Origin of the sequence: Cobetia sp. 10Alg 146, from assembly GCF_029846385.1 — a bacterium.
In the GTDB taxonomy this organism is placed as follows: domain Bacteria; phylum Pseudomonadota; class Gammaproteobacteria; order Pseudomonadales; family Halomonadaceae; genus Cobetia; species Cobetia marina.
The window spans coordinates 229,098-250,455 of the sequence record NZ_JARWKT010000001.1 but is presented as its reverse complement, the minus strand read 5'-3'; the positions used below and the strand labels follow the sequence as shown (position 1 = coordinate 250,455).

Below are 21,358 nucleotides of genomic sequence, written 5' to 3'. Positions count from 1 at the left end.
GTCAGATACCTGCCTTGTCGTTGCGTGTCAGGGCGTCTTCGCGGATGCCGCTCAGCAGCTTGCCCGGGGCGATGCCGTCCGGGTCATAACGCAGCTCGATCAGGGCCGGCAGATGCTCGCGGTCGGCGAATTCCAGCGCGCGCGTGAAGCTTTCCTCGAAGTCCTCGTCCTTCTCCACCACCTGACCGAGGCCGCCGTAGGCGGTGACCAGCGCGGCGAAGTCCGGGTTGGTGAAGGTCAGGGCGATCTCGCGGCCCGGGAAGTCGTTTTCCTGGTGGGCGCGGATGGTGCCCCACATGCCGTTGTTGAACACCAGCACCACGATGCCGAGGCGGTACTGCAGTGCCACGCCCAGTTCCTGCAGATTCATCTGGAAGCAGCCATCACCGGCGTAGCAGACGGCGGGGCGTTCCGGGAATTCGAGCTTGCTGGAAATGGCGGCGGGCAGGCCGTAACCCATGGAACCGACGGTCGGGGCCAGCGAGCTGCCCAGGCCACGGAAGCGCACGTAGCGGTGGGCGTAGAGCGCGTAGTTGCCGGCGCCGACGCTGATGCAGCCCTTGCCATCGAGGATGCGGTCGACGGTCAGGCTGACCTTGTCCAGGCTCAGCGGGCCCGGCGACGGCTGTTCCTCAAGCGTGGCCAGATAGGTGGCGCGCGCCTCGCGGGTGATGCCGGACCAGCGCGGCGTGCTGTCCGGTGACAGGGTGGAGAGCGCCAGCGCGAAGCCGTTGACGTCGGTATTGATGGCCAGCGTCGGCTGATAGACACGCCCCAGCTCTTCCGGGTCGGCGTAGACATGCACCAGCTTCTGGGTCGGCACCGGTGACTGCATCCAGCTATAGCCTTCGCTGGTGGCTTCGCCGATACGGGTACCGACGGCGATCACCAGGTCACTCTCGACCAGCTGCTGGCGCAGCTCGGCGTGCATGCCCATGCCGACGTGACCGGCGAATTGCGGCAGTTCGGCATCGACACATTCCAGACGGCGCCAGGCGACGCCGGTGGGGATGTCGAAGCGCTGGGCGAAGCCTTCCAGCGCGACCTGGGCGTCGCGGGTCCAGCCGCTGCCGCCGACCAGCAGGAAGGGACGCTCGGCGCTGGCGAGCAGGCCCTTGAGCTCATCCAGCTGCGGCTGTCCCGGATAGGTCATCAGGCGCGGGTGCGGCTTGACGTCCGCGACCTGCGCCTCGCCCCACAGGGTGTCTTCCGGCAGTGCCAGCACCACCGGCCCTGGACGACCGCTGCGCGCCACCTGATAGGCGCGGGCGATGTATTCCGGAATGCGCGAGGTGTCGTCGATCTGCGCGACCCACTTGGTCATCTCGCCGAACATGCGGCGGTAATCGATTTCCTGGAAGGCTTCGCGCTCGATGAAGTCGCCACCGACCTGACCGATGAACAGGATCATCGGCGTGGAATCCTGATAGGCGGTGTGCACGGCGATGGAGGCGTTGGTGGCGCCCGGGCCACGGGTGACGAAGCACACGCCCGGCTCGTTGGTCAGCTTGCCGTAGGCTTCTGCCATGTAGCCCGCGCCACTTTCCTGGCGGCAGACGATGGGGTCGATGGCGCCCTTGTGCTCATTGAGCGCATCGATGCACGGCAGGTAGCTTTCGCCGGGCACCAGGAAGACACGCTTGGTGCCGTGCAGTCGGATCTGGTCGACGAGGATCTGCCCGCCATTGCGCAGCGGCAGAGTGGATTCGTGAGTGTAGGTGTCAGCGGCCTGAGTCATGGGAAGGTTCTCGTTGTGGTTGCGTAAGGTGAATAGGCTGTCGGTGCAATAAAAGCTGTCAGAGCGAAAGAGGCTGTCAGAGCAAAGAGGCTGTCAGAGCGAACGAGGGTGCCGGAGCGATGTCGTCAGCGTCGCAGTCGGTGGCTGTCTGCGGGCATCAGGTCGTAGAGCGCTTCGAGCTGATCGGGGTGGATGACACACCGCGCATGCAGTCCCTGCTGGTTGGCCCAGTGCTGGTCGGTGCCCAGTCCGTGCTGCCAGCGCCACGGACCATCGATGGCCAGTCGCTGATGTGTCCTGCAGGCCACGGCCAGTCGCTGGCGCCACGGTTTCAGGGTTTCGGTGATGATGGCGGCGGGCTGGTCTGGCATCAGGCCCAGGTCAGTGGCCAGGTCCCCGGTGCCGATCAGCGCGCCCAGCAGGCGTGACGTGTCACTTCCCGGTGCGAGCAAGGCCTCGGCGTTCAACAGGCCGGCCTCGCTTTCCAGGGTCGCGATGCTCTTCAGACAGCCCGCGGGCAGGGCATGCAGGCGTTCCTGCTCGGCGAGCGCCTCATCCAGCGCGGCCAGCTGACTGCGCTGCTCGACGGCGGGCAGAAAGACCGCAGCAGGTGTGCCGGCCAGTTCGCTCAGTGCGGTCTGCATCAGCGCGGCCAGCTCCTCGCGTCCACCCTGCTCCAGCAGGTTGAGGCGTACCGCCGGCCACAGATGCAGGCGACGGGCACGTCTGGCGAAGTCGGCGAAGCGACTGATCGCCTGTGCACGGCCTTCGGGGGCGGTGAATTCCTCGAGATCGACCACGATGGCATCGGCACCGCTGGTGAGCGCGGCTTCCAGTCGTGCGGCGTCATCCCCGGGCACGAACAGCCAGCGCTGCGGGAGGGGCTGAGTGGCAAGAGAGGTCATCGCTCAGCCCTCCATCAGGTTGGGCAGGAACAGCACGAGTTCCGGAATGAAGGTGATCAGCATCAGCACGGTCAGCATCGCGCCCAGCATCAGGCCCAACGGACGCAGCGAGTCGCTGACGTTGATCCCGGCGATGCGACACGCGGCCATCAGGTCGATGCCCAGCGGTGGCGTGTTGGCGCCGATGGCCAGATTGACGGTCAGCAGCACCCCGAAGTGCACCGGGCTGATGCCGTATTGCGCCAGCAGCGGCATCACGATGGGCGTCACGATGATGATGATCGCCACGCTTTCCATGAAGGAGCCCAGCACCAGCAGCACGGCGGTCAGCAGCAGCAGGACGCTGATGCGGCTGTCGGTGAATTCGCCGATCAACTGGGCGATGGCCTGCGGCACCTGCTCGTAGGTCAGACCCCAGGCGAACATGCCGGCCGCGCCGATGATCAGCAGGATGGCGCCGGTGGTCTCGGCGGTCGCGCGGACGCTGTCCAGAAAGCCCTGCCAGGTGAGGCTGCGATAGACACAGGTACCGATGATGATGGCGTAGAGAATCGCGGAGGCGGCGGCCTCGGTGGGCGTGAACACCCCGAAGCGGATACCGCCGATGATCATCACCGGCACCATCAGCGCCGGCATGGCACTGAGCAGCGCGCGGCGACGCTCGCCGGGCACACGGGCCGCGACACCACCCGACCAGCCATGCTTGCGTGACAGGTAGAGGGCGACGCCGACCAGCGCGACCGTCAGCATCAGGCCGGGGATGATGCCGCCCATGAACAGCTGGCCCACCGAGGTGTTGGAGGTGGTGCCGTAGACGATCATCACGATGCTGGGCGGAATCACGGTGCCGATGGAGCTGGCGGTACCGACCAGCGCACTGCTGAAGCCCTTGTCATAGCCATTTCGGGCCATGGTGGGCAGCAGCATGCTGCCGATGGCGATCACGTCCGCCACGCCGGAACCCGACAGCGCGCCGAACATCATGCAGGCCAGCACCGCGACCACCGCCAGGCCGCCGCGGATGTCACCGACCATCGCCATGCACAGGCGCACCAGGCGCTCAGTGAGGCCAGCGCGATTCATCAACTGGGCGGCGAGCACGAACAGCGGGATCGCCAGCAGGGTGAAGCTTTCCATCCCGGCCACGAACTGCTGCGCCGAGACCATCATCGGCGCGGCACCGAAGGCCAGCAGGTAGAAGAGGGCCGACATCAGCAGCGCGAAGGCGATGGGAATGTCGATGAGGATGCCGAGCGCGAATACGCCGAGCAGAGCCAGGGCGCCGAGTGTCATGGGGCATCTCCTTGGCGAGAGGAAGCGTTGTCAGGCGCAGTGGCATTCGTCTCGTGAACCTCGGCTCCGATGGCCGAAGGGCTCAACAGATGCTCGAGCTGGACGAGTGCCATCGCGGTGCAGCACAGCGGCACGGACAGGTAGACGATGCCGGCGGGAATCTGCAGCGCGGTGGTGGTCTGGCGCATCGTGATGGCGCTCAGGTCCATGCCTGCCTTGGCCAGCAACAGCAGCATGATCAGGATCATGGCGTCAGTGATGCGTCCGGTGATGCGCTGGACACGCAGCGAGCGCACCAGCAGCGGCAGCAGACCCGCACTCAGGTGAGTGCGGTTGCGGGTGCAGGACACCGCGGCCAGCAATGTCGTCCAGACCAGCACCAGCTGCGGCAATTCCTCTGCCCAGTGCGGCGGCTGACCCATGACCCAGCGCATGAAGACCGTCCAGATCACCAATGCCGACAGCGCGGCCACGCCACTGGCTGCCAGGGCCAGACAGCCCCGGCAGCACCAACGTGAGAGAGTGATCATCAAGGTGCGCACGGCACACAACGCGGCCAGCGGCTTGACGGAGGGAGAGGCGGAAGACATCGTCACTCGCCCTTGCGGTATTGCTCGACCAGGCCCATCAGCTCAGGCCCGAAGACGTCGGCGTAATCAGCCCACACACCCTGCACCTTGGCATTGAAAGGCGCGGTGTCGACCTCGTTGACCTGCATGCCTGCCTCTTCCAGCTTGGCGACCAGCTCGGCGTCATCCTTCTGGGTCATCGCGCGCTGCTTGTCACGCCATTCGTCGGCGCTCTTCTGTACCGCGGCCTGATCCTGCTCGGAGAGCTGATTCCAGCTGAAGTTGGACATGGTCAGACACGCGGGTGCCCAGACGTGACCGGTAAGGGAGACGTAGTCCTGCACTTCGCTGAACGAGGAGGAATAGATGATGGCCAGCGGGTTTTCCTGGGCATCGAACACGCCCTGCTGCAATGCGGAGTAGAGCTCACCGAAGGACAGCGGTGCCGGGCTTGAACCCAGCGCGGTGAAGGTGTCCAGACGCATCTTGTCCGGCGTGACGCGAATCTTGAGGCCCGCGAGGTCTTCCGGGCTGGTGATGGGGCCGCGATTGTTGGTGACGTGACGGAAGCCGTTCTCCCACCACGACAGGATCTTCATGTTGTGCTCGTCGGCGATGTCCTCGAGCGCATCGCCCAGCTTGCCGTCATAGGCGGCGTAGGCGTGTTCGCGGTCCGGCCAGGAGTAGGGCAGTTCGACGATGCCGAAGCGCGCATCCAGCGGCTGGAAGGAACCACAGCCGATCACGCCGGCCGGCACGCTGCCGATCTGCATGCCTTCGACGACGGTCTTCTCATTACCGAGCTGGCCACTGGGGAAGACCTGGAAATTGACGCGGCCCTCGGTCGCCTCGGCGACATCCTTGGCGAAGCCTTCCGCCGCGATGTTCCAGCTATGGGTCGGCGCCAGCACGTGGCCGAGCTTGATATCCTGAGCCTGGGCGGCGCTCAGCGGCAGGGCACAGGCCGCCGTGATGGCAGCAGTCAGCAGGGCAGGCTTCAGCGGGACGGATTTCATCGGGACACCTCTTGGAGTTGTTATGGTCGTGACAGGCGTCTCTGTGTACGCCTTGACCCAAGAGTGTGTTCTGCTCGTGTATTTCGGTAGTTGCGAATTCTTATTCTTGGTATTAACCAGATTTATGCTAGGTCTGGATGTCCCGACCATCTGAGAGCCAGTTATTTATATACCGTTATCTCGAACAAGAGCATGACTAACTTCAACAAGCCTGAGGGCCAATACGCGTAAGAACCCTCGTGATCAGGACAGCTGGCGAGGCGTAAGGAGCGTAAGGAGCGTAAGAAGTGGAGAGTGAGAAGAAGATCGTGAATATGTTGCTCATGCCGCCGGAAAAGAGGTCAAGCTATAGCTGATTGGTGCCACTCTGGCAGAGATGTTCACCACCGATGCTCTGCGATACATCGCGTGCCGAACAGGAGGCTAGGTCTGGTTTACCGCCGAGTTCCTTGTTGCGATACCAGGCGACTAATCATCAGTGGATACACTCGACGCAAATCTTGACTGCCAATCAGGAGGAAGACAATCCCTAGACCATGATCACGCGCACGCTGTGTAAAATAGGATGCTTTCGTTCAGTGAATTGATAGTAGTGGAGCTACGTGATGCAGAGGATCAATCACCAAGCGGCTTTGCGTATCAATTGCACCAATGTTGGATAAGATTGACTAGTTTACAATAATGAATTAGAATTAATTAATATAACTGATATTATGAGGCGTGTAATGCTAGAAAAAACCAACAAGATTTCTCGCGGGTACTTTTATGTTGCTATAGTGTTGTTGGTGCTTTGTGTTAATATTGCTATTCTGCTTGCTCAGCATCACAGTTTGATACCGGCATCGATTTATATATTTGGGTGGTCTATTTCTGCAAAGATCATCAGTCCTGTCGTTTATTCCACCACATTGGCTGTCATTGTTTCTGGATTTATCGTCAATGAGATGAAACCAACTTCGCATATGCTGGTCGGTCTTTTACCGATTCCTATCATCTTGCTTGTGTCGTATGGCGCATTCTACACTCCAGAATATACAGGATATGGATGGATGAGTAAGAGACATACGCAGCCGCCTCTGGAAAGGATGGAATTCTTTGGACCCCGAGACGAAGCCAAGAGGGCAATATCCCCATTCTTTGTGACGATATATAAGAAAATTGGTGATCGGACTGAATATTCGGAATGTCCCTATCGTCTGGTTGAAAAGGCAGGCCCTTTTTATACTTCCAAAAGTTATGATTTTGAGCCCGATAGAAGTAGTCTGTCTTATCCTAGTCGTTTTGAGATCGAGAGAGGGAAGAAGCTGGGGACTGATGAAGAAAGAGCTGAGAAATGCAAATCGATGATGAAGAGTATCATGTCTCAGCATGATTGGGTAAAGTTGGATGATGCCACATTCAAGAAATGGAATGATGCAGATTATATATCGGATTATAATAAAAACTCCAGTTTCAAGACGGATCTCTGGAATCTTTACTATGTGAAGCCATAGCCATAGCCATAGCCATAGCCATTTTCGATTTTCCACTTCTGTTGGCCTATAGCCCATGAGGTCTCAACTCCTCATGGGCTTTTCATGTTCTTCAATCAGCCCTTACACAGTGGCCTTGTCCAGCGCCTGGCTGACATCGGCGATGATGTCGTCGATATGCTCGATCCCCACCGAGATGCGAATCAGGTCCGCCGAGACCCCGGCCATGGCGAGTTCTTCCTCGTTGAGCTGGCGGTGGGTGGTGGAGGCCGGGTGGCAGGCCAGCGACTTGGCATCGCCGATATTCACCAGGCGCAGAATCATCTGCAGCGCATCGATGAACTTGCCGCCGGCGATACGCCCGGCTTCGGCCTGATCGGCCCCTGTCGCGTCCGTCTTGATGCCGAAACTGATGATGCCGGAGGCCTTGCCGCCGGTGATCTTCTGGCAGGTGGCGTGATAGGGGCTGTCCGGCAGGGCGCCGTAGTTGACCCAGCTGACGCTCGGGTGCTGCTGAAGGTATTCGGCCAGCGCGAGCGCATTGCTGCAGTGGCGTTCCATGCGCAGGGCGAGTGTCTCCAGCCCCTGCAGCAGCAGGAAGGCGCTGTGCGGGGCGAGCGCGGCGCCGGTATTGCGCAGCGGTACCACGCGACAGCGACCGATATAGGCGGCCGGGCCGAAGGCTTCGGTGTAGACGACGCCGTGATAGGAGGGGTCTGGCTCGTTGAGGATCGGGAAGCGCTCCTTGTTGGCCACCCAGTCGAACTTGCCGGAATCGATGATGATGCCGCCCACGGTGGTGCCGTGGCCGCCGATGTACTTGGTCAGCGAGTGGATCACGATGTCGGCGCCGTGATCGAAGGCACGACACAGCACCGGGGTGGCAACGGTGTTGTCGACGATCAGCGGCACGCCATGCCTGTGGGCGATCTCGGCCAGACGCGCGAGATCGACGATGTTGCCGGCAGGGTTGCCGATGGACTCGCAGAACACCGCTTTGGTCTTGTCATCGATCAGCGCTTCGAGTGCGGCGAAGTCATCAAAGGCTGCCATGCGCACCTCGACCCCCTGACGCGGCAGGCTGTGGGCGAACAGGTTGTAGGTGCCGCCATACAGCTGACTGGTGCTGACGATGTTGTCACCGACTTCCACCAGCGCCTGGATGGCATAGGTGATCGCCGCCATGCCGGAGGACACCGCCAGCGCCGCGATCCCGCCTTCGACGGCGGCCATGCGCTGCTCCAGCACGTCATTGGTCGGGTTCATGATGCGGGTATAGATGTTGCCCGGCACCTTGAGATCGAACAGGTCCGCGCCGTGCTGGGTGTCGTCGAAGGTGTAGGAGGTGGTCTGGTAGATCGGCACCGCCGCCGCCTTGGTAGTGGCTTCCGAGGTGTAGCCGTGATGCAGGGCGAGCGATTCCAGCTTCATGTTGTCGACTGACATGGCAGTGTCCTTGTGCGAGAGCGTGGCGAAGATCTTGTTGTGGGGTGCGGTTTTCGTGCGTGCCGTTTTCATGCGAGCCGTGTGCCGTTCAGGTGCTGCCGCAATCGGCAGGCATGGCGCGGGCCGCGATGCCGCTCAACATTAGCAACGGGGCATCTCCAGGTCCATGCGTCGTTCACGCCGTCACGACAGGCCGCTGGATGGGCGGCACGCCGAACTGGCGACGAAAGGCGGTGGCGAAATTGGCCGCGCTGCGATACCCCGCCATCTCGGCGGCAGACTCCACCGTGACATTGCGGTCCTGCAACAGGTGCGCCGCGCGGAGCAACTGCCGCCGTCTCAGGTCCCGCGACATGGTCTGGCCGTAGGCGTCGCGATAGCGGCGCTGCAACTGGCGCACGCTCATGCCCAGCCGGGTGGCGATCTCCGCCTGACTCAGATAGGCGACTTCCCCGCTGGAGATCCAGTCCTCGAGCCTCGCCTGCCACTCTGACGTGTCCTGCAGGCGGCGCTGTGCGCTGTCATCCGCCTGGGGCGGTCTGGCCGCCAGGCACTCGCTGATCACCTCAAGCGCCACTGACTCGATGCCGAGTCTAAGCGCCAGCGTTCCCGGCCGTTGGCGACTGAATTCCTCCAGGCGCTCGACCAGACGCGCAGACGGCTGCCAATGGTAATGCGCCAGATGCCGCGCCTCGGGCATCACCTCGCTGGCGCCTGAGACCCCCAGATGCCACGTCAGCCATGCCGGCGTCAGCGTCAGGATGGCGCTGTGCTCATAAGCCCCCTTGGGGGTTTGCAGTCGGAATTCGGTGGGCTCATCGAGGGCGATGCACAGCGCTCGGCCCGGCTTCAGCGCATGGTGCTGTGGCCCGAAACTGACCCTGGGCTCCCCACGCCATACCACGGCGATCTTCAGGGATGGCTCGATGCGGGAGCGAATCATCAGATCCGCCCGCTTGCGGATGCGGTTGAGGCGCATGAACAGGCCTGGCTGCACTTCCTGCAGCTGCATGTTGCCGATCAGCGCGCCATCGGCTGACTGGCCCTCGGCGGGCTGGCATTGGTGGTCGCTGGTCAGTGCTCGCGCCATGCGGTGCACGTGATCGAGCTCGATGATCCGGTGGCGTGCGCCTGCCGAGGTGTGAGAGCTGGCGAGGCCGGGAGGGGGAGTAAGGCTCATCTTGTCGCACCTGCAAACATCAGGGAGGGTTCCGCATAGGTTTTTGTCGTCATGGAGTGCCAAAATGCCCCGTCAGTCACGCAGATGCAAATAATTATCATTAGTAGCGATAGCCAGGTGAGCCAAGGGGACACGATGAAGAAGGTGACGGTACGGGGACGCGGTCTGTGCGGGGCAGGCACGCGTCGCTTGATGATCGGGGTGGGGGTGGTGCTGGTTAGTCTGCCGGCACAGGCGGAAGACGCGACGATGGTGCTGGATACCCAGCGGGTGACGGGCCTGCGCCTGTATGACATGGCATCCAGTGAGCAGAGCGGCGGCTACAGCGTTGACGCTGCCACGGTGGGCTCGAAGGTGCCGGCCTCGCTGCGCGACATTCCGCAGTCGGTGAGCGTGGTGACCCATGATGCCATCGAGGACCGGAACTTCATCACGCTGGATCAGCTGGCGGCACGGACGCCGGGCGTGCGGGTGCTGAACAATGACAGCGGTCGCTCGTCGATCTTTGCGCGCGGCTATGAATACGATGCCTACAGCATTGACGGGCTGTCCGCGCCGATGTCGAGTCTGACGGGCTCGGTGCCATCCTTGACCGCCATCGACCGGGTTGAGGTCATGCGTGGGCCGTCCGGCCTGTTCAACAGCACCAGTGAGCTGGGCGGGGTCATCAATCTGGTGCGCAAGCGCCCGACCAATACCTTTCAGGGCGCCATCAGCGGCAGTGTCGGTACGCTGGAAGAACGAAGCGTCAGTGTCAATCTCTCGGGGCCCATTGATGAGCAGGGCCGTATCCGCGGTCGCCTGGTGACCCGCTCCACCGAGCAGGCGCAGTGGGTGGATGACAACGACAACACGCTGAATGATTTCTATGGCGCGCTGGAAGTCGACCTCGATGAGAACACCGAGCTGTCACTGGGGGTGATCCACAACACCAAGGACATCAGCGTCAATCAGGGTCAGCCGGTCGATGGTGACAACAACTTCACCTATGGCCGCCGTTCGGCATTCTACGGCGCGGACTGGAACAGCTTCGAGAGCGATGCCACCGATGTGATCGCCGAGCTGACCCACCGCTTCAGCTCACGCGGCTATGGCCGCCTGGCGGCGCGTTACAGTGATCGCAATGCGGATTACGAGTACGCCTACAGTGGCTCGGCACTGAGCGATACCGGCGACTTGAGCAGTGTCGCGGGCTATGCCGGTGTCACCGATGAGACCTCGGTGAGCGTGGATGCCAGCTACACCCAGGGCTTCGATGCCTTCGGCAACCAGAACGAATTCGTGGTCGGGGTCGATTACAAGACATCGGACTCGGATACCACCGCGGCGCGCACCGGCAACCTGACCGGCTCCAGCGCCAGCATCAGCGAGCTGAACAACCTGGCCTATGTCGACATTCTCGGCAATGCCCGTGATGGCGTGAGCGGTTACAGCCTGTCGCGCACCGAGACCACCCTGGAAGAGCAGGGCCTGTACGGCAAGGTGACACTGCGTCCCGTGGCACCGCTGGCGGTGATACTGGGTGCGCGCGTCAGCCAGTTCTCGGCCGAGACCGAAGACAAGCTCAACTGCGGCAGCAGTAACATGCAGGACACCGCCGTCACGCCCTATGGCGGACTCGTCTATGACCTGGACGCCGACCACTCCCTCTATGCCAGCTACTCCAGAGTCTTCGAGCCGCAGACCCGCGAAGGCGAGGATGGCGAGCTGATCGACCCGCGCGAAGGCGAGCAATACGAGATCGGGATCAAGGGCAGCTATCTGGATGGTGCGCTGAATGCGCGTATCAGCGGCTTCCAGCTGACCGACAGCCACCGTGCTGCCTCCTCGACCGACGGTAGCGTCAGTTATTCGGTGGATTCCGGCAAGATGCGCATCACCGGTGCGGAGCTTGAACTGGCCGGCAACATCACGCCGCAGTGGGATGTCATCTTCGGCTACACCTACATGGACTCCGAGGTGCTGGAAGCCGGCAGCTCCGATGCACTGCTGATGCTGATGCCCAACAACATGGTCAATCTGTGGACCCAGTATCGCTTCGAGGGCAACCTGCTGGATGGCGTGTCCGTCGGTGCCGGGATGACCGCGCTGAGCGATTTCGACAGCACCCAGGGCACCATCCAGGCACCGGGCTATGCGGTGTTCGATGCCATGCTGAGCTATCAGTTCACGCCCAGACTCAGTGGCCAGCTCAACGTCTACAACCTGTTCGATCGTGAATATTACGTGCGTGCCGGTTCGGCCAGTGTCTTCAACTTCGTGGGACGTCCGGCCAGCGCCGTCGCGACCATGAAGTATGAGTTCTGAGCATGAGGATCGGATTGCGAGCGCGCATGAGGCTATTCGCACGACTGCAGGCATGGGGACTCATCATGCTGACATCCGGCGCTGTCAGCTTGCCGGCCTTGGCCATGGCCATGACCATGACTCAGGCCGCTGACAATGCAGTGTTGCCTGGCATGACGACCTCCTTAACTCAGCACTCATCCACCACGGGACATGACTACCTGATCCAGGTGGCGCTGCCGCAGATCGCACCGCCCGAGGGCGGCTATCCGGTACTGCTGGTGCTGGATGGCAATCGTCACCTGGATCTGTTCACGGCAGCGCGCGACATATTGGGACGCCGTGGATTTGACAAGGCGCCGTCAGACCTCGCCATCGTCGCGGTCGGTTATGCGGGGAGTGACGGTCGCGGCCCTGACAGAGCCTTTATCTCAAAAGCACGCTTCAAGGATTTCACGCCACCGCTCACCACCGGCACGGCGCCAGAGGGTACCGGCGGTGGCGAGGATTTCCTCGACTATCTGACCCAGGCTCTGCCGCCTGAACTGGCCTCACGCTATCCGCTCGATCTCGAGCGGCCTGCGCTGGTCGGCCACTCACTCGGCGGCCTGTTCGCGCTCCATGCCCAGCAGAAGGCGCCCGAGGCCTTCGGGGCGATCTTCGCGATCAGTCCTTCGCTGTGGTGGCGGCAGGAGAATGACCCGGCCAGCTGGCCGCTGCGTCTTGCCTGCTCCGAGGCGGCGGGCCCGGTGTACATCGCCGCTGGCGGACGCGAGCAATCGCCGCAGCCCAGGCGGCAGGACCCTGAGCGTGACAGGCTGCGGGTTGAGCGCGCGATGATCGACAACGCACATGAGCATGCACGCCAGCTGCGCGAGCACTGTCCGCAGGCAGCCGTCCAGTGGCGGCTGTTCGAGGGCGAAGACCACGGCAGCGTGATGTGGCCCGCCGCGCGCGCAGTGATGGAGCGATTAGTGAGACCGCGCTGATCAGGTCGCACACCTTGCGTGGCCTGGGTTGTCAGCAGTCAAATGCATCGAAAATGCGCAGCAAACGACACGACGGCGGCATCAGTGTGGGACATGTATTGTCCTGACTGATGCCGCCGTCGTCGTGTTTCGGTGTCGCTTTATATCCTCGTGCTCGTCGTGAAATAAAGGAGCTTCATATATGGGGATAGATTTTTTTGAGTATTCTTCTAGCTTTTCCCTATCAGCATGTGCTTAAGTGATATTTCTATAAGTATTGATGTAGATTGCCTTGCAGGAGTTGATTTGTACGTTAAAGTAAGTTGATATCTAAGCTAACAAAGTTTAGTTAAGGAGAAATTTGCATGGATGATTTGTGCCATTATGACACGATCCTACAGCAGCTTAGAAGTGATTATAAAAAGGCAATAGAAAGACAAGACGTTTCAGCAATATATTCTGTTGATGATGATAATATATCAGGAATTTTCTTGTCTAAACCTTCTGAAGATTATTTTAATGTAAGTCCTAGAATAATGGTGGTAGGGCAAGAGCCAAGAGGTTGGCGTGATAAAGCATGTAAGGTAAAGAATAATCTTGAGGTAGATGAGGTTGATCTACAAGAATCAATGAATAAGACATTAGAGTTTGCACGCAGCGGAGGAAAAACCAGTAAGTTTTTCCAGTTTTACCGTAAAATCGCTAAGGAGGTACATCTAGCGAATAAAGATGCGATAATATGGTCTAACCAGTTCTGTGTTAGTAGTAATAAGAAGAGTCCTGTTAAGACTGACAAAGATAAATTTGCAATAATAAAAGATCTTTCTAATGATCTTCTTAAGGCTCAATTTAATAACTTGAGGCCAGATGTGGTAATCTTTACCACAGGCCCTTCTAGAGATAAGTATATAAAAGAGTGCTTTCCTGAGCTCGAAACTATCGAAGTCATTGTGCCTAGGCGTTTATGGTACTTTAAGGTTGGCAGCGTTCACTGCTTTAGAATTACTCACCCGAGATATCTGCGAGGTAATAAGATGTGGGGGCAGGTTATCGAGCACGTCAAGGAAGTATGCTGATTATTAGCAATGGATAAGCTTGTCTTTTCCAGGTTATATTCTAATACGACTATAGAGGCCAGCGCCTCTATAGTCGTGATTGTTGAAAATCAACTGATAAAAGATATCTAGCCTAAAGCTACATCACCGCACGTACCGCGAGGAACAGCACCGTCGGGGCGAGCAGGATGCCCAGGCCAGTGTAGAAGGTGGCGGTCATCGCGCCGTAGGGAACCAGGCGGGCGTCGGTGGCGGCAAGGCCCGCCGCCACACCGCTGGTGGTGCCGATCAGGCCACCGAAGATCATCGCGGAGCGCGGATTGTCGAGCCCGATCAGGCGCGCCGTCATCGGCGTGGCGACCATGGTCAGGATCGACTTCACCAGGCCGGCGGCGATCGACAGCGCGACCACTTCGGAACTGGCCCCGAGCGTGGCACCGGTGACCGGGCCGACGATATAGGTGACCGCACCCGCACCGATGGTGGTGATATCGACAGGATCGGTATAGCCGAAGGCGATGGCGACACCACCACCGGCGACGAAGGAGATCAGCACGCCGACGAACAGCGCGATGACACCCCGAAAGCCGGTCTGACGGATTTCCTTGAGATTGACCCCGTAGGCGGTGGCGATGATCGCGAGATCACGCAGCATGCCGCCCCCCATCAGGCCCAGTCCCGAGAACAGCGTGACATCCGAGAGCCCCTTGCTGCCGCCGGTGGTCGCGCCACCCACGTAGGCCAGCACCAGGCCGAGGATGATGGCGATGGCGGAGCCGTGCAGCTTGCCGCGTGTCAGGTTGTTGCTGATCCAGTAGGCGACATACATCGCCAGCCCGATCACGGCGAAGGCAGCGACCAGATGATACTTGTCGAACAGGTGGACGAGTGAATCGATCATGGGTCAGCCCTCAGTGTTTGTGAGCAGGAGTGGGGGAGGCATGGCGACTGCGATCCAGCACCGGGGCGCCTGTCGTCACTGAGGTTCTGGGGCGGTTCTCGTCGGGCAGGGGAGCCTCTTCCAGTGCGGTTTCCGGCCGCTTGCCGGTCAGCAGGGGCACCAGTGCAAGCCCCAGCACCACCGCCAGCACGCCCGCGACCAGCGCGACCATGCCGCCGCTGAAGGCCGCGACCACGTTCTGGCTGGCGGCCATCGCGACCACGATGGGGATGTACATCGCGTTCCAGAAATTGATGCCGCTGGAGGTGCTGTCGGCCATCTTGCCGCGGTCCTTCAGCACGCCGGTGATGAAGATGAGCAGCAGCATGGCGATGCCGACACCGCCGAGGTTGGAATCGATATTGAGCATTTCTCCGAGCAGATCACCGATCACGAGACCGGCCATCATGCACCCTGCCAGCAGGGCAACTCCGTAGATCACCATGGCGTATTACCTTCTTGTTGTTGTGGTGAAGTGGTGGTGAAGCAGTGTGGCGTCTTGTCGTCTATCTGATGTGTGTCATCTCATTCGTGTCATTCATCACGTCCATCCAGGCTGGCGAGCCTGTCTTTCCGTGTCTTGTGTCTGACTATCGGGCGTTCCTTGCCTGTCCTTGCAAGGAATCGGGGTGAGTGAACCCACCGACATGACGTGATGGCGTCACGCCATGCCGGTGGCATGAAGGTGTCAGGTGTCGGGCCTGACAGGGGTGGAAAAGGCGACAGGGCTGGCTCAGCCGTGTGAGCGGGCCGGCTCAGGGGCAAACAGCTGTGCATATTCCTCGCGCAGCTGTTTCTTCTGCACCTTGCCCATCACGTTGCGCGGCAGGCCATCGATGAAGAACACGCGCTTGGGCTGCTTGTAGCGGGCGAGCTTGTCGCTGAGGGCGGCAAGCACCGCCGCTTCATCGAGACTGCCCTGGTGGCCGGCCTGCATGACCACCACCGCGCAGACACCTTCGCCGAAGTCCGGGTGGGGCACGCCGAACACCGCCGATTCGTTGACGCCGGGCATGTCATCGATCAGCAGCTCCACCTCCTTGGGGTAGATGTTGTAGCCGCCGGAGATGATCAGGTCCTTGTCACGGCCGCTGATGCACAGATAGCCATCGGCATCGATATGGCCGAGATCCCCGGTGATGAAGAATCCATCCTCGCGGAACTCGCTGGCGGTCTTCTCCGGCATCTTCCAGTAGCCCTTGAAGACATTGGCACCGCGCACCTCGATCAGCCCTGTCTCGCCACGCGGCAGGATGGCACCTGTCTCGCGCTCGGTGATGCGCACTTCGCTGCCGGGCAGCGCCATGCCCACCGTGCCGGGGCGCCGCTCGCCGTCGTAGGGGTTGGAGGTGTTCATGTTGGTCTCGGTCATCCCGTAGCGTTCGAGAATCGCGTGGCCGGTACGTGCACTGAACTCACTGTGGGTCTCGCTGAGCAGCGGCGCGGAGCCGGAGACGAACAGCCGCATGCCGGCGGTCGTCTCGCGATTGAGGCGCTCGGATTCCAGCAGGCGCGTGTAGAAGGTCGGCACGCCCATCAGCACGCTGGAGCGCGCCATCAGATCCAGAATCTGCTCGGCATCGAACTTCGGCAGGAAGGTCATCGAGGCGCCCACCGTCAGCACGATGTTGCAGGCCACGAACAGGCCATGGGTATGGAAGATGGGCAGGGCGTGGATCAGATGGTCATCACGGGTGAAGCGCCAGGTCTCGGCCAGCGCCTGACAGTTGGAGGCCAGATTGGCGTGGGTCAGCATCGCGCCCTTGCTGCGCCCGGTGGTGCCGGAGGTATAGAGGATGGCGGCGAGATCATCGGCGGCGCGTGGCTCGACTTCACTGCTTGCGCTGCACTGGCGGGCCTGCTCCATCAGGGTGCCGTCCTGCTCGGTGCCCAGACTCTCGACACGCGGCACATCACATTCCTTGCCCAGTGCGCGTGCCGTCTCCAGCACCTTGGGCTGGCAGACGTACAGGTGCGGCCCGGCATCGCCCAGGAAGTAGCGGATTTCCTCGCCGGTGTAGGCGGTATTCAGCGGCAGATAGACCGCGCCGACCTGCAGGCAGGCCAGATACAGGATGACGGTCTCGCAGCTCTTGTCGATCTGCACCGCGACGCGGTCGCCCGGTGTCACGCCCAGCTCGCGTAGCGCGGTGGCCATCTGGCCGGCGGCGCTGCGTGCCTCGGCGAAGGTGTAGCCGTGGCCTTCGATGGTGTCGAGGAAGGTGGCATCCGGGCGCTCATGGAAGTTGCGCGCGAATTGCAGATAGAGGTTGTCGTGGTTGGCGTGAGACATCGTTGGCTCCAATGGCGTTGTTTTTGTCGTGAGCGTTGTCTTGTCATGAGCCTTGTCTTGTCATGAGGCGTTGACGCAAGGCGACGTTCTGATCAGGCGTGCTTCGGCAGGTGGCGTGCCTGCCGAGTGGCTCATTCTCCGAGTAACTTATTCTTCGAGTGGCTTATTCCTCGAGTGACGGTGCTGGCTTGCTGTCGCTGGCATCCTTGGTCGATCTGGTCGCGGGCGACTGCTCGGACCCTTTTGATGACAGGGGCGAACTGGACAGGGGCGAATTGGACAAGGAATCGCCTTCCTTCCTGGCCTCGCGCTTCGGCGCCTTGGCCAGCTCCTTGTTGGCTTTCGACTCCTTCTTGACCTCACTGCTGCATACCACGCTGTCATTGCGGCTGAAGGCCTCGTGGTTCTGCTCGATGCGGTGCGGCTCATAGAGGTAGTTGACCATCAGGCCGTGGGCCTGCTGGCGGCCATTGGGGGAGGTGTCACCCGGCCAGTTGAGGCGATGCAGGCTGGCACCGTTGCCGAGGTGGAAGCGGGCGACCGGGTCCATCGGCTGGCCGCTGCGGTGCTTGACGTTGACCAGATAGTGGGCAGCGAGGGCACGCAGTTCCGGCGCCATCTTCTGCTGGGCCTCCTCGTCATTCATCCAGTCATCGTGCTGCAGGTGATGGGCCAGCAGATCGGAGACTTCCAGGCCTTCCTCATCACGCGCGCGTGTCAGCCACTGACTGAAGCCGGGCACCGGCGAGAGGGTGACGAAGCGGCTGAGGTTGGGCAGTTCGCGTTGCAGCTCTTGCACCACCTGCTTGATCAAGAAGTTGCCGAACGAGATGCCTTTCAGGCCCTTCTGGCAATTGCTGATGCTGTAGAAGACGGCGGTGTCCGCCTCGCGTTCGGTGGTCTGGCCGCTGTTGGCGAGCAGATGCTGGATGTTGTTGGGCACGCCCTTGCACAGCGCCACCTCGACGAAGATCAGCGGCTCATCGCCGATGGCCGGGTGGAAGAAGGCGTAGCAGCGGCGGTCCTCGGGGTCGAGGCGCCCGCGCAGATCGCTCCAGTCCTGGATGGCATGCACCGCCTCGTAGCGGATGATCTTCTCCAGCACCGCCGCGGGGGTGTTCCAGTCGATGGCCTCCAGCATCAGGAAGCCGCGATTGAACCAGGAGGCGAACAGATGCGCGAAGTCGGCATCCAGCGGCTTCAATTCCGGATGCTGCTTGATGAGCTTGAGCAGGTCGGCACGCATGCGCACGATTTCATAAGTGCCGCCGGGGCACAGGTTCAGGCGGCGCAGCAACGATTGGCGTCTGGGTTCACTGGCGGCGAACAGCGCACTGAGATTGGCGTTGTCCGGGGCGTCGCGATAGGCGGCGTAGGCGGCGTGGATACGGTCTTCATCGGCGGCGTAGTGCTCGGCCAGCAGCTGGAAGAAGGCGAGGCGCTGCTCGTGATCCAGCTGCTGATAATCCTCAAGCGCCCGCTGGGCCATCATGATGCGCGAGGCTTCACCGCTGCTCTCGGTGAGGTTGTGACAGCTCTCGGTCAGGCGGGCGAGGGCGGTGTCTTCATTGCCGGCGCCGGGCGAGAGGCCAACCTGCTGACGGGCACGCTGGCCGACATGGGTCAGCAGATCCTGCAGAAAACTCAGATTGATGTTCATGGCGGTTCCTCAAGGCGCGGGACGAAGCGACGTGTTCACTGCTCAAGCTCTCAGTATGGCGTCTGAGGCTTGAATATTTGGCTTCGTCTTGTTGTATACAACAGATAGGCGTCTGGTGTGTTAGCGTCAAGTCCTGGCATGCCAGACACGACTAAAGTCAGTTTCCTGCGCGGCCACTTCCCCTGTTCAATGAAGGCAAGGGGACGAGGCAGCGACTGGCCTCATGGCCGGTTGGCATGTCTGCGAGAGGATTGAGGCGGAGGGCGACAGGGATTGGCGCCATCTTCAGCGCAACAGTCACCGCACATGGCCGCAAGGCATCAGCACCAGTGCTCAGCATCAGTGCTCAGCACAAGTAAAAGGACGCCGCAGATGATCAAGATGTCCCACACCCAGCGCCTTCGCGATCTGCTCGAAGATGCCATCGTCGAAGGGCGCTTCCCGCCGGGCACCAAGCTCGACCCCGAAGCGCTGGGCCGCGAGTATCAGTGCTCCCGCACGCCGATCCGCGAGGCGCTGCAGCAGCTCGCCGCCTCCGGCATGGTGAAGGTGGTGCCCAAGCGTGGCACCTTCGTGACGCAGCTGGGCGTCTCGGAGCTGGTGGAACGCTTTGAAGTCATGGCGGAACTGGAAGCCATGTGCGGCCGACTCGCCGCGCGGCGCATCACCCCGCAGGAGCTTTCGGAACTCAAGGATGCCCACGCCGCCTGCCGTGAACGCCTGGAAGCCGACGACGCCAATGGCTACTACTACGAGAACGGCCTCTTTCATCACTGTCTCTATCGCGCCAGCCACAATGCCTTCCTCACCGAAGAAGCCACGCGCCTGCACGCCATCCTCAAGCCTTACCGCCGCCTGCAACTTCACGTCCGCCACCGCATGCACAGCTCCTACGCTGAACACGAAGCCATCGTCGCCGCCATCGAAGCTGGTGACGCCACGGCTGCCGAACAAGCATTGAAGGATCACGTGCATATCCAGGGGGAGAGATTTACCGATCTGGTGGCGAATATTGAGCGGTTGCATGCTTCGTGAGTCATAAATAAAGATAGTCTATTTCTATTGCTATTAAGATTGTTATTAGCTATCACCAAATGAGTTGGTATGTTTTCAATAGTGTGTTACTGGGTGTAGATTTTATGGTGCGTAGTTGCTTCTCTAATCCATTCTGCTTATTCGATTCAATATATGACTTTCTTGCAATTTTATAGAGTTTTTATTACTTTTGTTCCGAGTCTTGATAATATTTTACACAAGGGTGATTTATGAGCAAGGCTACAGATTGGGAGTTTATGTTGAATGGTGATGTGCAAGAGCTCCGAGAGCTTTCACAGCAACCAGGTTCGATGTTTTTTAATATCTATGGTGGTGTGGATTTTTGGAATGATTGTCCTAATCATGACTTTAGAATGAATACTCTTTATTGTGAGGGGGAAGAAGACCCACATATGGTATGGCAGATTGGTTATGAGTTGCTGGGTTTATTTAATGGTGCATCTGTATTGTTTGATAAAGATTATAGGAAGGCCTCTATACATAAGGTATTGTATAATAATTCAGAAGTTCGCTATGTTGAGAAAGAAAACATGGCCGCTCTTCTTGGTAATCCGAGTGTTCCTCAAGAAGTTATTGATAGGGAGGAGCAAGAATGCCGATCTTCAAATACTAAGTTTAAACTAGTTCGGTTGGCTGCATGTAATGAAGATGTATATTTCTTCCTGAAATATCTTGACATGAATATAGATTGGACCACTTTATATAAGCTTAAGGAAGCTGTAGAATCTTTTGCTAAGCACAAAAATATTGAGCTAAGCACCAATAAAGATTTACGGAGTGCTTTCCATAACACTGCTAATAATTTTTCTTTGTCAGGTTTCGATTCTAGGCATGGATTTAAAATGAAAGTTAAAGATAATAATTCTGACCATATGACTATTTCAGATGGATATCGCTTTGTCACGAACATGGTTAAAAAATATCTCTCTGAAGCTTATCCCGGCTTATAACAAGGTGATAGAGGATGTTTTTATTACTGGGGTTAGGCTATTCAGTGGTCTATTGGTATTAGTCTACTAGAGCTTGGCTATATTGTGGTTTTGATTATTTTGATTAGTGAGTTATACCCCGTGCTGTCATCTGAGCTCTATTAATTGGGAACAGCTTTTATCATAGGGCTGTGTATTCTAGAATAGATATGAAGGCGCGGATATTACACACATCAGTGTGTAATATCCGCGCCAGTCAATGAGTAAATAATGTCTAGGATATTCAGAGAAACTGAGTGTAGCAAGCTCAATCCTTATACAACTGATTGAAGCCCTTAACGCTGAAACCCTTCAAAAACTGATCACCAATCTTCACGACAGGCACGCTGCGAAAGCCTGTCTTGGCGAATTCCTTCTGTCCCGCAGGGGATCTAACATCCACCAGACGGAAGCCGATCTTCTGCTGCTCCAGATACTGCTTGGCTGTCTTGCAGTGCGGACAGTTCGCCATGGTGAAGAGTGACACCCGTTTCATTGCTGTGCTCCCATGTT

General features: G+C 59.5%; 18 protein-coding genes. 6 read left to right on the top strand and 12 right to left on the bottom strand.

The genetic code is table 11. The features are described from left to right. Position 1: 1 nt before the first annotated feature. From QD172_RS00980 to QD172_RS00960, 5 genes are all read right to left on the bottom strand, one after another. Positions 2–1,738 carry a thiamine pyrophosphate-binding protein gene (locus QD172_RS00980; RefSeq protein WP_279854604.1) on the bottom strand — a complete coding sequence of 579 codons (1,737 nt, stop codon included), beginning with the start codon at positions 1,736–1,738 and terminating at the stop codon, positions 2–4. A gap of 125 nt (positions 1,739–1,863) precedes the next feature. Beyond that, positions 1,864–2,643, bottom strand: a complete 780-nt coding sequence (locus QD172_RS00975) for an aldolase/citrate lyase family protein (RefSeq protein WP_279854603.1) — start codon at positions 2,641–2,643, stop codon at positions 1,864–1,866. Between the two features lie 3 nt (positions 2,644–2,646). Continuing rightward, positions 2,647–3,936, bottom strand: a complete 1,290-nt coding sequence (locus QD172_RS00970) for a TRAP transporter large permease (protein ID WP_084208586.1) — start codon at positions 3,934–3,936, stop codon at positions 2,647–2,649. Continuing rightward, the gene (locus QD172_RS00965; protein ID WP_279854602.1) at positions 3,933–4,526 is read right to left on the bottom strand and encodes a TRAP transporter small permease; all 594 of its coding nucleotides are present in this window, start codon (positions 4,524–4,526) and stop codon (positions 3,933–3,935) included. Before QD172_RS00965 ends, QD172_RS00970 begins: the two co-directional genes overlap by 4 nt. Positions 4,527–4,528: 2 nt before the next feature. Further along, on the bottom strand, positions 4,529–5,521 hold the full coding sequence (locus QD172_RS00960) for a DctP family TRAP transporter solute-binding subunit (protein WP_191237075.1): 993 nt from the start codon (positions 5,519–5,521) through the stop codon (positions 4,529–4,531). A 725-nt stretch (positions 5,522–6,246) separates the two neighbouring features. Here QD172_RS00960 and QD172_RS00955 point away from each other — a divergent pair. Further along, positions 6,247–7,014 (top strand): hypothetical protein, encoded by a 768-nt coding sequence (locus QD172_RS00955; protein ID WP_279854601.1) that lies wholly within the window; start codon positions 6,247–6,249, stop codon positions 7,012–7,014. A 102-nt stretch (positions 7,015–7,116) separates the two neighbouring features. Here the strand turns inward: QD172_RS00955 and QD172_RS00950 are convergent, their stop codons facing one another. Both QD172_RS00950 and QD172_RS00945 read right to left on the bottom strand, forming a co-directional pair. Continuing rightward, positions 7,117–8,424, bottom strand: coding sequence for an aminotransferase class I/II-fold pyridoxal phosphate-dependent enzyme (locus tag QD172_RS00950; RefSeq protein ID WP_279854881.1), 1,308 nt, complete (start codon positions 8,422–8,424; stop codon positions 7,117–7,119). Between the two features lie 190 nt (positions 8,425–8,614). Beyond that, on the bottom strand, positions 8,615–9,619 hold the full coding sequence (locus tag QD172_RS00945) for an AraC family transcriptional regulator (protein WP_279854600.1): 1,005 nt from the start codon (positions 9,617–9,619) through the stop codon (positions 8,615–8,617). Positions 9,620–9,754: 135 nt separating this feature from the next. Here QD172_RS00945 and QD172_RS00940 point away from each other — a divergent pair, with 135 nt between their 5' ends. From QD172_RS00940 to QD172_RS00930, 3 genes are all read left to right on the top strand, one after another. Beyond that, entirely contained in the window at positions 9,755–11,926 is a 2,172-nt protein-coding gene (locus QD172_RS00940; protein WP_279854599.1) for a TonB-dependent siderophore receptor, read from the top strand. 152 nt (positions 11,927–12,078) lie between these two features. Beyond that, a complete protein-coding gene (locus QD172_RS00935; protein ID WP_279854598.1) occupies positions 12,079–12,894 on the top strand; it encodes an alpha/beta hydrolase-fold protein in 816 nt (271 codons plus the stop codon). 344 nt (positions 12,895–13,238) lie between these two features. Beyond that, a complete protein-coding gene (locus QD172_RS00930; RefSeq protein ID WP_279854597.1) occupies positions 13,239–13,949 on the top strand; it encodes a hypothetical protein in 711 nt (236 codons plus the stop codon). A gap of 118 nt (positions 13,950–14,067) precedes the next feature. On the opposite strand, the gene madM is transcribed toward QD172_RS00930, so the two are convergent. The 4 genes from madM to QD172_RS00910 all read right to left on the bottom strand — a co-directional run bounded on the left by madM (position 14,068) and on the right by QD172_RS00910 (position 18,821). Further along, complete coding sequence (gene madM / locus QD172_RS00925) at positions 14,068–14,829, bottom strand: malonate transporter subunit MadM (RefSeq protein WP_077376060.1); 762 nt, start codon at positions 14,827–14,829, stop codon at positions 14,068–14,070. A gap of 10 nt (positions 14,830–14,839) precedes the next feature. Next, positions 14,840–15,313 carry a malonate transporter subunit MadL gene (gene madL / locus QD172_RS00920; RefSeq protein ID WP_077376063.1) on the bottom strand — a complete coding sequence of 158 codons (474 nt, stop codon included), beginning with the start codon at positions 15,311–15,313 and terminating at the stop codon, positions 14,840–14,842. Positions 15,314–15,601: 288 nt separating this feature from the next. Continuing rightward, on the bottom strand, positions 15,602–17,161 hold the full coding sequence (locus QD172_RS00915) for a malonyl-CoA synthase (RefSeq protein WP_279854596.1): 1,560 nt from the start codon (positions 17,159–17,161) through the stop codon (positions 15,602–15,604). Positions 17,162–17,324: 163 nt separating this feature from the next. Then, the gene (locus tag QD172_RS00910) at positions 17,325–18,821 is read right to left on the bottom strand and encodes a malonyl-CoA decarboxylase (protein ID WP_347882018.1); all 1,497 of its coding nucleotides are present in this window, start codon (positions 18,819–18,821) and stop codon (positions 17,325–17,327) included. A 372-nt stretch (positions 18,822–19,193) separates the two neighbouring features. Between QD172_RS00910 and QD172_RS00905 the strand changes: the two genes are divergently transcribed. Together QD172_RS00905 and QD172_RS00900 are read left to right on the top strand one after the other, a co-directional pair. Next, positions 19,194–19,856: a GntR family transcriptional regulator gene (locus tag QD172_RS00905; protein WP_279854595.1), complete on the top strand. Its 663-nt coding sequence runs from the start codon at positions 19,194–19,196 to the stop codon at positions 19,854–19,856. A gap of 230 nt (positions 19,857–20,086) precedes the next feature. After that, positions 20,087–20,827 (top strand): hypothetical protein, encoded by a 741-nt coding sequence (locus QD172_RS00900; RefSeq protein WP_279854594.1) that lies wholly within the window; start codon positions 20,087–20,089, stop codon positions 20,825–20,827. A 286-nt stretch (positions 20,828–21,113) separates the two neighbouring features. Here QD172_RS00900 and QD172_RS00895 read toward each other — a convergent pair whose 3' ends face one another. Further along, positions 21,114–21,341, bottom strand: a complete 228-nt coding sequence (locus tag QD172_RS00895; protein ID WP_279854593.1) for a glutaredoxin family protein — start codon at positions 21,339–21,341, stop codon at positions 21,114–21,116. Positions 21,342–21,358 lie beyond the last annotated feature (17 nt).

Excerpts from the sequence above, each read along its gene's own strand:
- QD172_RS00980 (WP_279854604.1), bottom strand. The coding sequence starts at position 1,738 with ATGACTCAGGCCGCTGACACCTACACTCACGAATCCACTCTGCCGCTG.
- QD172_RS00975 (WP_279854603.1), bottom strand. The coding sequence starts at position 2,643 with ATGACCTCTCTTGCCACTCAGCCCCTCCCGCAGCGCTGGCTGTTCGTG.
- QD172_RS00970 (WP_084208586.1), bottom strand. The coding sequence starts at position 3,936 with ATGACACTCGGCGCCCTGGCTCTGCTCGGCGTATTCGCGCTCGGCATC.
- QD172_RS00965 (WP_279854602.1), bottom strand. The coding sequence starts at position 4,526 with ATGTCTTCCGCCTCTCCCTCCGTCAAGCCGCTGGCCGCGTTGTGTGCC.
- QD172_RS00960 (WP_191237075.1), bottom strand. The coding sequence starts at position 5,521 with ATGAAATCCGTCCCGCTGAAGCCTGCCCTGCTGACTGCTGCCATCACG.
- QD172_RS00955 (WP_279854601.1), top strand. The coding sequence starts at position 6,247 with ATGCTAGAAAAAACCAACAAGATTTCTCGCGGGTACTTTTATGTTGCT.
- QD172_RS00950 (WP_279854881.1), bottom strand. The coding sequence starts at position 8,424 with ATGAAGCTGGAATCGCTCGCCCTGCATCACGGCTACACCTCGGAAGCC.
- QD172_RS00945 (WP_279854600.1), bottom strand. The coding sequence starts at position 9,619 with ATGAGCCTTACTCCCCCTCCCGGCCTCGCCAGCTCTCACACCTCGGCA.
- QD172_RS00940 (WP_279854599.1), top strand. The coding sequence starts at position 9,755 with ATGAAGAAGGTGACGGTACGGGGACGCGGTCTGTGCGGGGCAGGCACG.
- QD172_RS00935 (WP_279854598.1), top strand. The coding sequence starts at position 12,079 with ATGACGACCTCCTTAACTCAGCACTCATCCACCACGGGACATGACTAC.
- QD172_RS00930 (WP_279854597.1), top strand. The coding sequence starts at position 13,239 with ATGGATGATTTGTGCCATTATGACACGATCCTACAGCAGCTTAGAAGT.
- madM (WP_077376060.1), bottom strand. The coding sequence starts at position 14,829 with ATGATCGATTCACTCGTCCACCTGTTCGACAAGTATCATCTGGTCGCT.
- madL (WP_077376063.1), bottom strand. The coding sequence starts at position 15,313 with ATGGTGATCTACGGAGTTGCCCTGCTGGCAGGGTGCATGATGGCCGGT.
- QD172_RS00915 (WP_279854596.1), bottom strand. The coding sequence starts at position 17,161 with ATGTCTCACGCCAACCACGACAACCTCTATCTGCAATTCGCGCGCAAC.
- QD172_RS00910 (WP_347882018.1), bottom strand. The coding sequence starts at position 18,821 with ATGAACATCAATCTGAGTTTTCTGCAGGATCTGCTGACCCATGTCGGC.
- QD172_RS00905 (WP_279854595.1), top strand. The coding sequence starts at position 19,194 with ATGATCAAGATGTCCCACACCCAGCGCCTTCGCGATCTGCTCGAAGAT.
- QD172_RS00900 (WP_279854594.1), top strand. The coding sequence starts at position 20,087 with ATGAGCAAGGCTACAGATTGGGAGTTTATGTTGAATGGTGATGTGCAA.
- QD172_RS00895 (WP_279854593.1), bottom strand. The coding sequence starts at position 21,341 with ATGAAACGGGTGTCACTCTTCACCATGGCGAACTGTCCGCACTGCAAG.